14 protein-coding genes and 1 riboswitch are annotated in these 13,063 nt (G+C 64.6%); of the genes, 5 read left to right on the top strand and 9 right to left on the bottom strand.

The window, feature by feature from the left end; genetic code table 11:
* Positions 1-66: 66 nt before the first annotated feature.
* From GNZ12_RS18065 to GNZ12_RS18030, 8 genes are all read right to left on the bottom strand, one after another.
* Positions 67-1,119 carry an MlaA family lipoprotein gene (locus GNZ12_RS18065; protein WP_172312142.1) on the bottom strand — a complete coding sequence of 351 codons (1,053 nt, stop codon included), beginning with the start codon at positions 1,117-1,119 and terminating at the stop codon, positions 67-69.
* An 11-nt stretch (positions 1,120-1,130) separates the two neighbouring features.
* Complete coding sequence (gene mlaD / locus GNZ12_RS18060; protein ID WP_172312140.1) at positions 1,131-1,694, bottom strand: outer membrane lipid asymmetry maintenance protein MlaD; 564 nt, start codon at positions 1,692-1,694, stop codon at positions 1,131-1,133.
* 91 nt (positions 1,695-1,785) lie between these two features.
* Positions 1,786-2,553 (bottom strand): lipid asymmetry maintenance ABC transporter permease subunit MlaE, encoded by a 768-nt coding sequence (mlaE, locus tag GNZ12_RS18055; protein WP_172312138.1) that lies wholly within the window; start codon positions 2,551-2,553, stop codon positions 1,786-1,788.
* On the bottom strand, positions 2,550-3,371 hold the full coding sequence (locus tag GNZ12_RS18050; protein ID WP_172312136.1) for an ABC transporter ATP-binding protein: 822 nt from the start codon (positions 3,369-3,371) through the stop codon (positions 2,550-2,552). Before GNZ12_RS18050 ends, mlaE begins: the two co-directional genes overlap by 4 nt.
* A 94-nt stretch (positions 3,372-3,465) precedes the next feature.
* Positions 3,466-4,569 (bottom strand): thiamine phosphate synthase, encoded by a 1,104-nt coding sequence (gene thiE / locus GNZ12_RS18045; protein WP_172312134.1) that lies wholly within the window; start codon positions 4,567-4,569, stop codon positions 3,466-3,468.
* Positions 4,566-5,381: a thiazole synthase gene (locus GNZ12_RS18040; protein ID WP_172312132.1), complete on the bottom strand. Its 816-nt coding sequence runs from the start codon at positions 5,379-5,381 to the stop codon at positions 4,566-4,568. The genes thiE and GNZ12_RS18040 overlap by 4 nt, the downstream gene beginning before the upstream one ends.
* Positions 5,382-5,420: 39 nt before the next feature.
* Positions 5,421-5,618: a sulfur carrier protein ThiS gene (thiS, locus tag GNZ12_RS18035; protein ID WP_028199627.1), complete on the bottom strand. Its 198-nt coding sequence runs from the start codon at positions 5,616-5,618 to the stop codon at positions 5,421-5,423.
* Between the two features lie 88 nt (positions 5,619-5,706).
* Complete coding sequence (locus GNZ12_RS18030; protein WP_172312130.1) at positions 5,707-6,837, bottom strand: FAD-dependent oxidoreductase; 1,131 nt, start codon at positions 6,835-6,837, stop codon at positions 5,707-5,709.
* Between the two features lie 229 nt (positions 6,838-7,066).
* Positions 7,067-7,190, bottom strand: a riboswitch (TPP riboswitch).
* A 375-nt stretch (positions 7,191-7,565) separates the two neighbouring features.
* Here GNZ12_RS18030 and GNZ12_RS18025 point away from each other — a divergent pair.
* The 5 genes from GNZ12_RS18025 (at position 7,566) to GNZ12_RS18005 (ending at position 12,423) form a co-directional block, all read left to right on the top strand.
* Positions 7,566-9,317: an ABC transporter ATP-binding protein/permease gene (locus GNZ12_RS18025; RefSeq protein ID WP_172312128.1), complete on the top strand. Its 1,752-nt coding sequence runs from the start codon at positions 7,566-7,568 to the stop codon at positions 9,315-9,317.
* A gap of 50 nt (positions 9,318-9,367) precedes the next feature.
* Positions 9,368-10,141 carry an SDR family NAD(P)-dependent oxidoreductase gene (locus GNZ12_RS18020; RefSeq protein WP_172312262.1) on the top strand — a complete coding sequence of 258 codons (774 nt, stop codon included), beginning with the start codon at positions 9,368-9,370 and terminating at the stop codon, positions 10,139-10,141.
* 241 nt (positions 10,142-10,382) lie between these two features.
* Positions 10,383-10,844, top strand: coding sequence for a hypothetical protein (locus GNZ12_RS18015; protein WP_172312126.1), 462 nt, complete (start codon positions 10,383-10,385; stop codon positions 10,842-10,844).
* 104 nt (positions 10,845-10,948) lie between these two features.
* Complete coding sequence (locus tag GNZ12_RS18010; protein WP_172312124.1) at positions 10,949-11,590, top strand: hypothetical protein; 642 nt, start codon at positions 10,949-10,951, stop codon at positions 11,588-11,590.
* 92 nt (positions 11,591-11,682) lie between these two features.
* The gene (locus GNZ12_RS18005; protein WP_172312122.1) at positions 11,683-12,423 is read left to right on the top strand and encodes a response regulator; all 741 of its coding nucleotides are present in this window, start codon (positions 11,683-11,685) and stop codon (positions 12,421-12,423) included.
* Positions 12,424-12,502: 79 nt separating this feature from the next.
* On the opposite strand, the gene GNZ12_RS18000 is transcribed toward GNZ12_RS18005, so the two are convergent.
* On the bottom strand, positions 12,503-13,063 hold a 561-nt coding region (locus GNZ12_RS18000; RefSeq protein ID WP_172312120.1), incomplete at its 5' end, for a flagellar basal body L-ring protein FlgH.

Below are 13,063 nucleotides of genomic sequence, written 5' to 3'. Positions count from 1 at the left end.
ACGCGAGTTCAGCGGCAATCCATGCGCAAACTGCGAGAGTCGTATCGATCTGTTACGGCTGCACGATCAACGCAATTTGAATGACGGGAAGTTGAAACGCGTCGGCGGGACCAGTTGGCCGGCCGGAATCTGCGTGGTTTCCGGGCCACCGTTCAGGTCGAGCGGCGGCGAAACGGAGCTGCCGGAGGCGGCCTCAGGGGCCTCCGCCGTGCCGGTTGCACCCGCGGTTGCACCCGCGGTGGCGCCCGCGGCCGAAGCAGCTTGCGGCGGCGTTGCGGCGGCCGTACCGGACGCTGCCTTGCCGGTAGCACCCTGCGTGCCTGCCGCGCCTGCCGGCACAGCAGCCGCGCCGCCTTCGACGTCTTCGTACTTCGGCAGCGGTGCTTCTTCGCCGTAGTTCGGCAATGACTGCGCCTGCTTGCCATCCGACAGCAAATACTGGCGGCGTTGCAGATACGCGTTCCGCACGAACGAGTACTTATCCAGCGCGGCGCCTTCCAGCACGTCGCTCGCGCCCAACAGATTCGCGCGCGTATTGATCACGTTCAGGCCGTACAGCGCCCAGCTCAGACCATCCGGATGAATGTAGCTGAGCGGATTCACATAGTAATTGCCGATCGAGCCAACCGCGTCGCGCACCGTGCTCGGCCCGAACAGCGGCAGTACGAGGTACGGACCCGCCGGCACGCCGTAGTGACCGAGCGTAAGGCCGAGGTCATTGTCGTGCTTGGGCAGCTTGGCGAGCGTGGCCACGTCGAACAGACCGCCGACACCGAACGTCGTGTTGATCACGATCCGCATGATGTCTTCGACGCCATCGGTGATCTTCAACTGCAGCAAGTTGTTCGCCGCGATGTAGACGTCGCCGATGTTCGAGAAGAAGTTAGTGACGCTGTCGCGGACCGGTTGCGGCGTCGCCCAGACATAGCCTTTCGCGACCGGCTTCAGCGCGTACTGGTCGAGCTTGTCGTTGACGGTGAAGATCGTGCGGTTCAAGCCCTCGAGCGGATCGCCCTTGGTCGGCGTCTGCACGGTCGTGCAGCCGACGAGCGTAGCGGTCGCGAGCGCGAACGTCGCCATCTGGACGGTGCGCACGCCTCGTTTGCGTAGGGTCTGCATTTTTATTCTCCTTATTGACCGGCCGCGCCAGAGACGGGCGGAGTCGGCGCCGCCGACGCGGGCGCCGTGGCAGGGGCGGTCCCAGGTGTGGCCGAACCCGCGCCCGACTTGGATGCGCCCGAGTCCGCGGCCTTGCTATACAGGAATTGTCCGATCAGGTTTTCCAGCACGATCGCCGATTGTGTCATTGAGATCGTGTCACCCGCTTTAAGCATCTCGCTATCGCCACCGGGTTCGAGCCCGATGTATTGCTCGCCCAACAGACCCGAGGTCAGGATCTTGGCCGACGTGTCTTTCGGAAACGGGTATTGCTTGTCGATATCGATGGTGACGACAGCCTGATACGCATTGCTGTCAAAGCCGATCGAGGCAACCCGGCCGACCGTCACGCCCGCGCTCTTCACCGGTGCGCGGGCCTTCAGTCCGCCGATATTGTCGAACTTGAGCTTGATCGGGTACGTTGCCTGAAACGACAACGAGCTCATGTTGCCGGCCTTCAGCGCGAGAAACAGCAACGCCACGAAACCCAACACCACGAACAGGCCGACCCAGAAGTCGAGAACAGTCTTTTTCATCGTCATCCCAAAGTGAATCCGCCACGCTGCTCCCGCTCCCGTCACGCGCAAACCGAGGCGCGCCAGCCGAGTGGAAACGTGCAGCGCAGTTTTAGCTGAACATCAGTGCGGTCAACAGAAAATCGAGGCCGAGCACCGCAAGCGACGCGTACACGACCGTCTTGGTCGTGGCGCGCGACACGCCTTCCGGCGTCGGCTTGGCTTCGTAGCCCTGAAACAGCGCAACAAAAGTCACCGCGAGGCCGAACACCACGCTCTTGATGACCCCGGCGCCGACATCGCGCCAGACATCGACGCCGCCTTGCATCTGCGACCAGAATGCGCCGGCGTCGACGCCGATCAGCAGCACACCCACCACATAACCACCGAACACGCCGACCGCGCTGAAAATCGCGGCCAGAATCGGCATGGAAATAATGCCCGCCCACAAGCGCGGCGCGACAACAACCTTGACCGGGTCCACCGCCATCATTTCCATCGCGGTCAATTGCTCGCCCGCCTTCATCAAGCCGATTTCGGCCGTGAGCGACGTGCCGGCGCGGCCCGCGAACAGGAGCGCCGTGACTACCGGCCCGAGTTCACGCACCAGCGAAAGCGCGACCAGCAACCCCAACGCCTGTTCGGAACCGTAACGGTTGAGCGTGTAATAGCCCTGCAAGCCGAGCACGAAGCCAACGAACAGCCCCGACACGGCGATGATGACCAGCGAATAATTACCTACGAAGTGGATCTGCTTCGTGACAAGGCGCGGTCGGCGCAGGAGCGGGAAAAATTCGAGCAGCAGCCGGAAAAAGAAACGTGTGGCGTAGCCGGCCGTGCCCAGCCCGTCGATCACCGAGCGACCAAGCGCACTGATCATGACTGACCTCCGCCAATGCCGAAGTCCGCCGCGAGCGGCGTCTGGCTGGGATAGTGGAATTTGAACGGACCGTCCGGCGCACCGTCGATGAACTGCCGCACGGTAGGATCGGTCGACGCGCGCAGCTCAGCCGGCGTACCTTCGGCATGCACCCCACCGTTGGCGAGGAAATAGACGTAATCGGCAATCGCGAACGATTCCGGCACGTCGTGCGTGACGAGGATCGACGTCGCGCCAAGTGCCTGATTCAGCGCGCGAATCAGGTTCGCGGTGATGCCGAGCGAGATCGGATCGAGGCCGGCGAACGGCTCGTCGTACATCATCAGCTCGGGGTCGAGCGCAATCGCCCGGGCCAGCGCCACACGCCGCGCCATACCGCCCGAAATCTCCGACGGCGCGAGATCTCGCGCGCCGCGCAACCCGACCGCGTTGAGCTTCATCAACACGAGGTCGCGAATCAGTTCTTCGGGGAGGTCGGTGTGCTCGCGCAGCGCGAAGGCGACGTTTTCGAACACCGACATATCGGTGAACAGCGCGCCGAACTGGAACAGCATGCCCATCTTGCGGCGCAGCGCGTACAGGCCGTCGCGCGTTTGCGCGCCGACATCCTGGCCATGAAACAGGATCTGGCCGCGCTGCGCGCGCACCAGGCCGCCGATCAGACGCAGCACTGTGGTTTTGCCGCAACCCGAGCCGCCCATGACCGCGACGACCTGGCCGCGCTTGAAGCGCAGATTCAGGTCCGACAGGACGAGCCGGTCGCCATAGCCGAAGTCGACGTCACGCAGCTCGAGTAAGGTCTCGGGGGAGGAAGACACGAAACTGACAGTCCTTTTACACGGAAGGCCGAATTATAGGGCCATCATGGAAATGATGCCGTGAGGTGCCCTGTCCCTTTACTGAACTTGACGATTATTGCGTAAACGCATGTTGCAACGCAGAAACCGCGGCAGCCGGATCGGCGGCCTCGGTCACGGCGCGCACCACGGCCGCGCAGCCCACGCCGGTCGCCAGCACGTCCGGCAGCACCTGCAGATCGATTCCGCCGATCGCCACCAGCGGCACCACGCCGTCGAGCAGGCGCACATACCGCGCCAGACGCTTGAGGCCCTGCGGCGCGGTCGGCATGACCTTGGTGGTCGTCGGGAACACCGCGCCCAACGCAATGTAGCTTGGCCGGAAGTGCAGTGCCTTCAGAATCTCGTAGAAACCGTGCGTCGACAAACCGAGCCGGATGCCGGCGGTGGCAAGCGCCGACAGATCGGCGGTATGCACGTCCTCCTGGCCAAGGTGGACGCCGTAAGCGCCCGCTTCCAGCGCGGCTTGCCAGTGATCGTTGATGAAAACCTGGGCATCGTGCGCACGGCCCGCTGCGACGCAGCGGGCGATTTCGCGCTTCAGTTCGTCGGCGGGTTCGGCCGATTTGCGGCGCAACTGGACCGTTTTTACGCCAAAGCCCACCACCCGCTCGACCCACTCCGCGGTCGGCAGCACCGGATAGAGGCCTAGCCGGTCGGGACAACGCGCGAATGCTTGCGCCGGCGCGGCCGGCAGGCCGGCGAGGCGCGGGAAGTGCGCGATATCGGTCGGAAATGCGTCGTCCGCACGGGTTTCGTCGCCGTCGCGCCAGGCCAGAGCCAGCACCAGCGCGTCATGCGGATCGAAGCCGCAGTCCAGAAACGCCGCCAGCGCGGGGATCCAGTCGTCCGCCAGGTGACCTTCCAGACCGTATTTCTCGCCGCCCAGATGGAGCGTCGCCATGTTCTCGGCGGCGACGATCACACCGGCGCCCTGCACCTGCCAGCGCGCCACCTGCTCGCCATGCTGCTGCGCGTCGGCGACGATGATCAGATCCCCGCCATTTGGTTCGTCCGGCGCGGTCAGGCAGATGCGCCACGGCGCATGAGTCGGTGGCCACTCGCCCAGGCGGGCGCGGATCCGCTCGGCGGCTTCGGTGAGTTCATCGGCGGGCGGCCAGAAGAGGTCGCGGCCCGTCAAAGGCAAAGTTTGCGTCATGCGGCGCTCCCGTCTTGATGCCAGAACGGCATGCCGACCACCGGCGTGCTCGCGTGCGCGCTTTCGCGCTCGGCCATCGGCCCCGCCAGAAAAGCCTGGCGGCCCGCTTCGACGCCCAGCGCGAAGGCGCGCGCCATCGCATCGGGGTGCGTCGCCTGCGAAACAGCGGTGTTCAGCAGTACGCCGTCGAAGCCCCACTCCATCACTTGCGCCGCGTGCGACGGCACGCCGAGGCCGGCATCGACGATCAGCGGCACATCCGGCAAGCGCTCGCGCAAGACCCGCAGGCCGTACGGATTGATCACGCCCTTGCCGGTGCCAATCGGCGCGCCCCACGGCATCAGCGCCTCGCAGCCCGCGTCGAGCAGACGGCGGCCGATCACCAGATCTTCGGTGCAATACGGCAACACTTTGAAGCCGTCTTTGATCAGCTGTGCAGCTGCTTCGATCAGACCGACCGGATCGGGCTGCAACGTGTAGTCGTCGCCGATCAGTTCGAGCTTGATCCAATCGGTTTCGAAGATTTCACGCGCCATATGCGCGGTCGTCACCGCCTCGCCGACGGTCAGGCAGCCGGCTGTATTGGGTAACAGCGGCACGCCGTGGCGCTTGAGCAGATCGAAGAAACCGGCTTCGGCGCCGCCTTCGTTCATCTGCCGGCGCAGCGCGACGGTCACCATGCCGGGCCGCGCCGCGTCGATCGAATCGGACAGCGATTGCAGCGACGGATAGCGCGAGGTGCCGAGCAGCACGCGGCTCGCGAAGGTTTCGCCGTAGAGCGTGAGCGCGTCGGCGGTTTGGGGGGCAGTCATTTGCATAGTCCTGGTCTCCGGCAATGCGTGGTGCGGGGCTTAGCCGCCGGCCACGGGTTGCACGACATCGAGCTTGTCGCCCGGCTGCAGCGCGCGCGCCGCATGCTGGGTACGTGCGACGAAATCGCCGTTCAACGCGACCGCGAACGGCGGACGCGCGCCGAACGCGGCGAGCGCATCGGCAACAGTCGCGCCTTCGGGCAGCGACAACGGCTTCTGATTGATATGAATGTCCATGGTGTTCGAATACGGTTCAATCGATGGCGGGAGCGGCTCGACGCGCGCTTGTTTGCCTGCGGTTAACTCACCAGCACGCGCGCAACGCTCATGCCGGCTCCCGCGTGGAATCCAGTTGAAACAGCTCGCTCCAACGCGCGGCACTTTGCCAGTCAGCGAAGGCATCGGCGTCGCCGATGCGGCCGTCGAGCAGCGCCGCGGCGAAGCGCACGGCTTCGTCGGCGACTTCGGGCACGATCATGTAGCCGTGCCGGTACAGGCCGTTCACGCGCAGCGTTTGCGCGCCATCCCACAGCAAGGCCGGACGGTGGTCCGGCAAAGTCGGGCGGCACTGCGAATTCAGTTCGAGGATGCGTGCCTCGCCGAAGCCGGGATGCACGGAAAACGCCGCGCTCAGCAGCTCGAGCGCCGAGCGCACACTGACCGGCGACATGTCCTCGCCTTCCACCTCTGTCGCGCCGATCACGTAGAGATCGTTCGGCTTCGGCGCGATATAAAGCGGGTAGCGCGGATGCAGCAGGCGTACCGGCCGCGTCAGCTTGATACCCGGCGCATGCACGCGGGCGACTTCGCCGCGGATGCCGCGCAGCGTGGGCAGCACCGGCTTCGCGCCCAGACCCCGGCAGTCGATCGTGATGTGCGCGGGCGGCAGCGCATGATCGTCGACCGGCGTGTTCCAGTGTGTTTCGACACCGCGCTGGGCGAGGCCCGCAGCAAGCGCGGCCAGCACCTGGCGGTTATCCAGTTGGCCCTCGCGCGGCAGCAGCCAGCCCTGGTTGAAGCGGCCTGCCAACGCGGGCTCGGCGGCGCCGAGCTGGGCACCGGCCAGCTTGACGAAGCCGCCGTCGAGCAATTCAGCAGGCGCGTTCGAGCGCACACGGCGTTCGAACAGCGGTGCTTCGGTACGGTCGGCGTGATGCCATACGACCAGCGTGCCATTACGCTGGAAGAACACCGGTTCGGGCAATTCGGCCAGCACTTGTGGCCAGGTGTCGAGCGAACTCGCGCCGAGACGTGCGATCAGCAGTTCAGCACTGGCGGCTTCGGCCAGCGGCGCCAGCATGGCGGCGGCGACCCAGGCCGCGGCTTGCGTGCCCGCGGCATCGCCACGCTCGTAGAGCGCCACGCGATGCCCTTCACCGGCGAGGCGCCACGCGACGAGGCGCCCGCACAGCCCGCCGCCAAGTACTGCGAAATCGGGTTGACCAGAACGATTCATCGCGCCCACTCCGTGTCACAACGGCAAGCAAGGCTAAAGCAGCACGGCGCGCCGGCATAACCGGCGAAAGCGTGGCGAAGAGCAAAACACATGTCTGAAGAATAGGCGGTCATCGAGTCCTTTCCGTACGGCCAAAAAATGCACGTACCCAGGACGAAACCGGCGGGTGAGGCCGGCCGGGCAACATGCGCGTCCAATGACGGACGCCGCCCGGCGGGGAATGGAAGACTGGCTGCTTCCGGAAACTTCCCGCGCCGGTATTACCCGGATCGGGTGCAAAGGGTCTCTCTCAGCCTCGCCGCCGCTGCATGAAAATCACGCAACCTGTGGGCAAAGCACCCCTGTTTCGTCGAAGGTCATTAGACCATAAAAGGCGCGACGCCCGCAAACCAGCGGCCCATGCAATCGCGCGCAGTTGATCCGGCACCATCATTCAATTCATCAATATGGCCGAATGCGGCGCTCTGGCACAATGCCAAGACCGGATGCCGCGGTCGTGCGGGCGGTATGCTTAGCCGCCCGCACGACCGCGGCATCGAGACGAGGCCTCTGAGCGGAAATTAATTTTCACTTAAGGGCTTCGCGCCAGAATCGGTCGCTCACCCGGGCGGGCGTTCGTCGGGCACGACGCCCGGGGCACGCACCGTAAACCTACCGTGGGGCCGGCCCGCCTGGGGCCAGCCCGACATGGGTCAGCCCGGATGGGCCAGCACTTCATCAGGATGCTCATGACAACGAATACCGCTTCCCGCCCCGCGCTGCCGCCGGACGACAAAGTCTCCGCCTGGAGTCTGATCAAACCTTACTGGGTTTCCGAAGAACGAAAAACGGCGTGGGGACTGCTCATCGCGATCATCGTGATGAATCTGCTCGTCGTGTGGATCAACGTGCGCCTGAATCGCTGGAGCGCCGACTTCTACAACGCGCTGCAATCCAAGAACGTCCATGATTTCCCGCACCTGCTGATGGTGTTCTCGGGGCTCGCGTTCGGCTTCATCATCCTCGCGGTGTACGGCCGCTATCTGCGCCAGATGCTCGGCTTCCGCTGGCGCCAATGGCTGACCACGCGCTACCTCAACGAATGGCTGGACGACAGCGCCTTCTACCGGATCGAACGCGACCGGCTCGCCGACAACCCCGACCAGCGGATCAGCGACGACCTGCAATCATTCGCCACCACCACGCTCTCGCTCACGCTCGACCTGTTGTCCACCGTCGTCACGCTGGTGTCGTTCATCACGATCCTGTGGTCGCTGGCCGGCGCATTGAGCATCACGCTCGGCGGCATGCCGGTGCAGATTCCGGGCTACATGGTGTGGGCCGCGGCGCTCTACGCGGTGGTCGGCTCGCTGATCATCCAGAAGGTCGGCCATCCGCTCGTGCCGATCAACTACCAGGCGCAGAAAGTCGAGGCGGATTTCCGTTTTGGCCTGATCCGTCTGCGTGAAAACGCCGAGCAGATTGCCTTCTACAACGGCATGGAAACGGAGAAGACGAACGCGCATTCGCTGTTCGGCCGCATTCGCGACAACTGGTGGCAAGTGATGAAGTACACCAAGCGGCTCACCTTCGTGCTGAGCTTCTATGGTCAGATCGCGATCATCTTTCCGATCGTGGTCGCCGCGCCCCGATACTTTGCGGGCGCTTTCACGTTCGGCGTTCTGATGCAGATCTCAAGCGCCTTCGGCACCGTCAGCGATTCGTTTTCGTGGTTCATCAATAGTTACGGCAGCCTCGTTGAATGGCGCGCGACGGTGAACCGGTTGCGTGAATTCAAACGCGTCGTGCACGCGCCACGGCTGAAGGAATCGGTCTCGCCCGCTACCGCGCATGGCGGCATCAATCTGCATCTTGTCGACGAAGACAAGCTCACCACCGACGGCCTTCAGCTTTCGCTGCCGAACGGCAATCCGCTGTCGCGCATCCGCGATATCGCGATCACGCCGGGCTCACGCTGGCTGGTACGTGGCCCGTCCGGCTCGGGCAAGAGCACGCTGATGCGCGCACTCGCCGGCTTGTGGCCGTTCGGCGACGGCTCGATCGACGCACCGGTCAACGCGCGCATGATGTTCATTCCGCAGGTCAGCTACATGCCGATCGGCACGCTGAAAGCCGCGCTCACCTATCCGTCTTCCGCGGACACCTACACCGACGACGAATGCCGCGAAGCGCTCGTCACCTGCCACCTGTCGGAATACGCCGACCGCCTGAAGGAATCGGGGCACTGGACGCGCATTCTCTCGCCGGGCGAACAACAGCGTCTCGCCGGCGCACGCGTGCTGCTGCACAAGCCGGACTATCTGTTCCTCGACGAAGCGACCAGCGCGCTCGATGCGGAAAACGAAGCACGTCTCTATCACGTGTTCACCGAGCGTCTGCCGAAGGCGGCGATTGTCAGTGTCGCGCATCGCGAATCGCTGGCGGCGTTCCATGGCGACACGCTTGATGTCGAGCGCTCGGCCGAGCCGGTCGCCGCATGAGTGGCGTGAGCGCTATGAGCAGTACACGTGACGCGAGCAGTACGACGGGTATGAGCGGCGCCGAACTCGATCGCGTCGTCCTGATCACCGGCGCGGGCTCCGGCATCGGCGCGGCACTGGCCCGGCGTATTGCCGCGCCACGCACCGCGTTGATGCTGCACGCACGCGGCGCCGACGACGAAGCGCGCCAGCGTCTTGCGCAAGTCGCCGCCGATTGCACCGCGAACGGCGCGCGCTGTGCGACGGTGTTCGGCGATCTGGCCGAACGCGGCGCCGCCGAACACGTGATTCATCAAACGCTCGCGAGCCTCGGTGCGCTCGATCAACTGGTCGCAAACGCCGGCCACGCGCAACGGCAAACGCTCAACGCGCTGGACGCGGATACATTCAGCGCTGCCTTCGCCGCCATGCCGGCCGCGTTCGCCGCGCTCGTCAAGCGTGCGACGCCCGCATTGGAAACCTCCAAGCGGGGCCGCGTGGTCGCGCTCAGTTCGTTCGTCGCGCATCGCTATCGCGCGGATGCACCGTTCGCCGCTACGGCAGCGGCAAAAGCGGCACTCGAATCGCTGGCTAAAACCGCAGCCGCCGAACTTGCTCCGCATGGCGTGACGGTCAATTGCGTGGCGCCCGGCTACACCCGTAAAGATCGCGGCCCAAGTGCCGATAATGCATCGGTGTGGACTCGCGCCGCCGAAGCGACGCCGCTCGGTCATGTCGCCGAGCCCGCGGATATCGCCGCGCTGATCGCGTTCCTGCTCTCCGATGAAGCGCGTCACATCACCGGGCAGGTGATCCATATCGATGGCGGCCTCACGCTCGGCTAGGCAACGCGCCACTCGTCAGCGCAACTCGCCGCCAGCCGACACGCCGCACATTCTGACAACCCACCGTGCCGCCAGGCAACTCACCGCAACATCCAGAAACACGCGAGAAGAGTTCGAAAGCATTTACGAAGCGGGCAAGCTGTTCCACGCTTTGAAAAACCCTCGTAGCAGCGACGATAGTCGTGCTGGCCGTACCACGCGCGGCCCGCCACGCCACTCACTGCTACGGGACTCTCCGCACATGTCATTCGATCACCGCTCCCATCCTTTGACCCAGCGCATCGCGCTTGCTCTTGGCGCAGCCCTGCTGCTCACGAGCGCCGCGTACGCCGCGCAACCCACCCAGCCCAATGAGCCGGCGGACGTTTGCCCCGCGCTCAAACACATCGTCGACGCACCCGACTTCAAGCAGCTGCGCGCGCAACCCGCCGCACAAGTGCCGGGTATGTCTCCCGCGGACGACTGCCGCGCCAACACGCACGCCTATGACTGCCACTGGCGCGCGCACTGGCAAGCCGACGGCGTCGTCAACGATCCGCTTGAAGAACTCGGCGCCGATATCGCTGCCTGCTTTCCGAACGTCGTGCATGACGTCAACACGCCGACGCGTCAGCATTTCATCGTCACCACCGATGACCGGCGCGTGAACGTCACGGCAAGCGTGCAAGGGCAAAACGAATTACGCCTGCGCGTCACGCGCTGAGCGTGGGTCTTTTTTGCCACCCTCCGCCGCCGCTATCAGCCGCTATTCGCTAGCGCCCTGCCTTTTATTCGCCAAGACCCTTCACCGCCACCAGGCACCGCATCATGACCTCTACGCCAAGCTTGCGCGCTTACGCTTTCACGCGGGCCCCTTGGGCCGCGTGGGTCATGTTGCGGCGGCCTGTTGCTCGGCTCGCCGCCTCGGCCACTCTCGCATTCGGTCTGAACGGCTGCGCGTGGACGCTGATCTCGGCGGCCGACGCCACCGGCTCCGTGATTCAGGCGGGCTACGCGATCGCGGCGAACTACTCATCGCCGACCTTCGTCAATGGCCGGCCGGCGAACGTGCATAACGTCTGCATCGAAGTGAATCAGGCGGTGTCGGCCGGCGACTTCGTGCCGGCGCTGCAAATGGCGCTCGACCGGCGCGGCATTCGTTCGGATGTCTACAATCCCGGCACCTCGCCCGGCGGCTGCGAGGCAAGCCTCGTCTACAACGCCGCGATCGATTACGGCCGCCGCTCGTTCAGCGACGAAACGATCCAGTATCTGTCGATCATCGATCTGACGCTGATCCAGCACGGGCGCATTCTCGTCACCGCGCGTTATCAGACCGGCGGCCTCAACACCGACCGCTTCTCTACCGCATCGACCAAGCTGAACGGTCTGATCGACAAGATGGTGATCGATCAGACCGACCTGGCCCGGCAGCCGATGCAGACCATCCAGACGTCGCTGGCAAACTAGGCGCATAGCCTGCTTGCTGTCTCTTACACGAGAAAGGATTCGAAAGCGTTACGCGCTTTGCGCCGCTCGCGCGGATCACTAAGATGGCCCGAATGAACCCATCCATTCTGGTCGTCGACGACGACCCCGTCGTACGCGAGCTCGTCAGCGAATATCTGCTGGGACGAGGCTTCAAGGTGTCCACACTCGAACACGGCATGGCGCTACAGCGCGCAATGCAGGACGAGCGTCCCGCGCTGATCGTGCTCGACATCATGATGCCGGAGCTCGACGGCATCAGCGCGCTGCGCGCATTGCGCGTCGCCGGCGACGATATTCCCGTGATCCTGCTGACCGCGCGCGCCGATCCGATCGACCGAGTGATCGGCCTCGAACTCGGCGCCGACGACTATCTCGGCAAGCCATTCGAACCAAGCGAGCTGGTCGCGCGGATTCGCACGGTCCTGCGCCGTCGCGGCACGATTGCGCCGAGCGCACCCGAGCAACGCGCGCCCTATCGCTTCGGCCGTTTCGAGGTGAGTTTTCCTGCGCGCGAATTGTGCCGCGATGGCGAGCGCATCCCGCTGCGTTCGAGCGAATTCGCGATGCTCAAGGTGTTCGTCACGCACGCGATGACCGTACTCACGCGCGCGCAGTTGCTGGAGAAACTGCACGGCAATAGCGAGGCGCATCGCAATCGCAGCCTCGACGTATCGATCTGGCGCTTGCGGCGGCTGATCGAAGTGGATCCGTCCGAGCCTCGCTATGTGCAAACCGTCTGGGGACGCGGCTATGTGTTCGTGCCAGACGGCGAAATCGGCGCAGCGGAACGCAACGCGCCGGCGCTCGCGTAGCGCTTCAGCGAACGTACGCGGCAGGTCGCGCACCTTCATGCGCACCTCGCGTGCACCCCGCGACTATCCCGCAGCGACGTTAGAACGTCAGCACGCTCAGAAACATTCTCTGCAGCCAGCCCATCGTGGTGGAGTCGGACACCATGCCCACGCCCGCCTGCTCGATGCGCGCATTCGCGACCTTGCTCGACGCCACATAGTTGCCTGCTTCGATATCCTTCGGATTGACGATGCCCGACAGGCGCAAGCGGTCGCGGTTGCCGCTCATCGCGATCACCTTCTCGCCCGACACCACCAGATTGCCGGTCGACATTGTGCCGATCACGGTCACGGCCAGTGTGCCGGTCATGCCGCTGATATCGGTGAGACTGCCCTGCCCTTTGTAGTCAGTACTGGCCGAGCCAATGTTGAACAGCCTCGCGAGCCGCGCGGCGGCGTTGGTCGACTGATCGGCGGCGGTCGCAGTAATGCTGCTCGATCGGTTCGCGGCGGCGGTCGCGCTATTGTTGCCGCTGTACGACTCCGACAAGCGGATCGTCAGCACGTCGCCGATATGCTGCGCACGCGGCGTTTCGTAGAGCAGCAACGGCGCGCCGGCCTGATAGGTCGCGCCCTGCGGTGTGACGTTCAGCGGCGTCGG

Source organism: Paraburkholderia solitsugae (assembly GCF_013177695.1).
GTDB classification, from domain to species: Bacteria; Pseudomonadota; Gammaproteobacteria; order Burkholderiales; family Burkholderiaceae; genus Paraburkholderia; species Paraburkholderia solitsugae.
The sequence above is the reverse complement of the archived record's forward strand: the minus strand, read 5'-3'. Positions and strand labels throughout refer to the sequence as shown.

Excerpts from the sequence above, each read along its gene's own strand:
- GNZ12_RS18025 (WP_172312128.1), top strand. The coding sequence starts at position 7,566 with ATGACAACGAATACCGCTTCCCGCCCCGCGCTGCCGCCGGACGACAAA.
- GNZ12_RS18015 (WP_172312126.1), top strand. The coding sequence starts at position 10,383 with ATGTCATTCGATCACCGCTCCCATCCTTTGACCCAGCGCATCGCGCTT.
- mlaE (WP_172312138.1), bottom strand. The coding sequence starts at position 2,553 with ATGATCAGTGCGCTTGGTCGCTCGGTGATCGACGGGCTGGGCACGGCC.
- thiE (WP_172312134.1), bottom strand. The coding sequence starts at position 4,569 with ATGACGCAAACTTTGCCTTTGACGGGCCGCGACCTCTTCTGGCCGCCC.
- GNZ12_RS18030 (WP_172312130.1), bottom strand. The coding sequence starts at position 6,837 with ATGAATCGTTCTGGTCAACCCGATTTCGCAGTACTTGGCGGCGGGCTG.
- GNZ12_RS18065 (WP_172312142.1), bottom strand. The coding sequence starts at position 1,119 with ATGCAGACCCTACGCAAACGAGGCGTGCGCACCGTCCAGATGGCGACG.
- mlaD (WP_172312140.1), bottom strand. The coding sequence starts at position 1,694 with ATGAAAAAGACTGTTCTCGACTTCTGGGTCGGCCTGTTCGTGGTGTTG.
- GNZ12_RS18020 (WP_172312262.1), top strand. The coding sequence starts at position 9,368 with ATGAGCGGCGCCGAACTCGATCGCGTCGTCCTGATCACCGGCGCGGGC.
- GNZ12_RS18005 (WP_172312122.1), top strand. The coding sequence starts at position 11,683 with ATGAACCCATCCATTCTGGTCGTCGACGACGACCCCGTCGTACGCGAG.
- GNZ12_RS18010 (WP_172312124.1), top strand. The coding sequence starts at position 10,949 with ATGACCTCTACGCCAAGCTTGCGCGCTTACGCTTTCACGCGGGCCCCT.
- thiS (WP_028199627.1), bottom strand. The coding sequence starts at position 5,618 with ATGGACATTCATATCAATCAGAAGCCGTTGTCGCTGCCCGAAGGCGCG.
- GNZ12_RS18040 (WP_172312132.1), bottom strand. The coding sequence starts at position 5,381 with ATGACTGCCCCCCAAACCGCCGACGCGCTCACGCTCTACGGCGAAACC.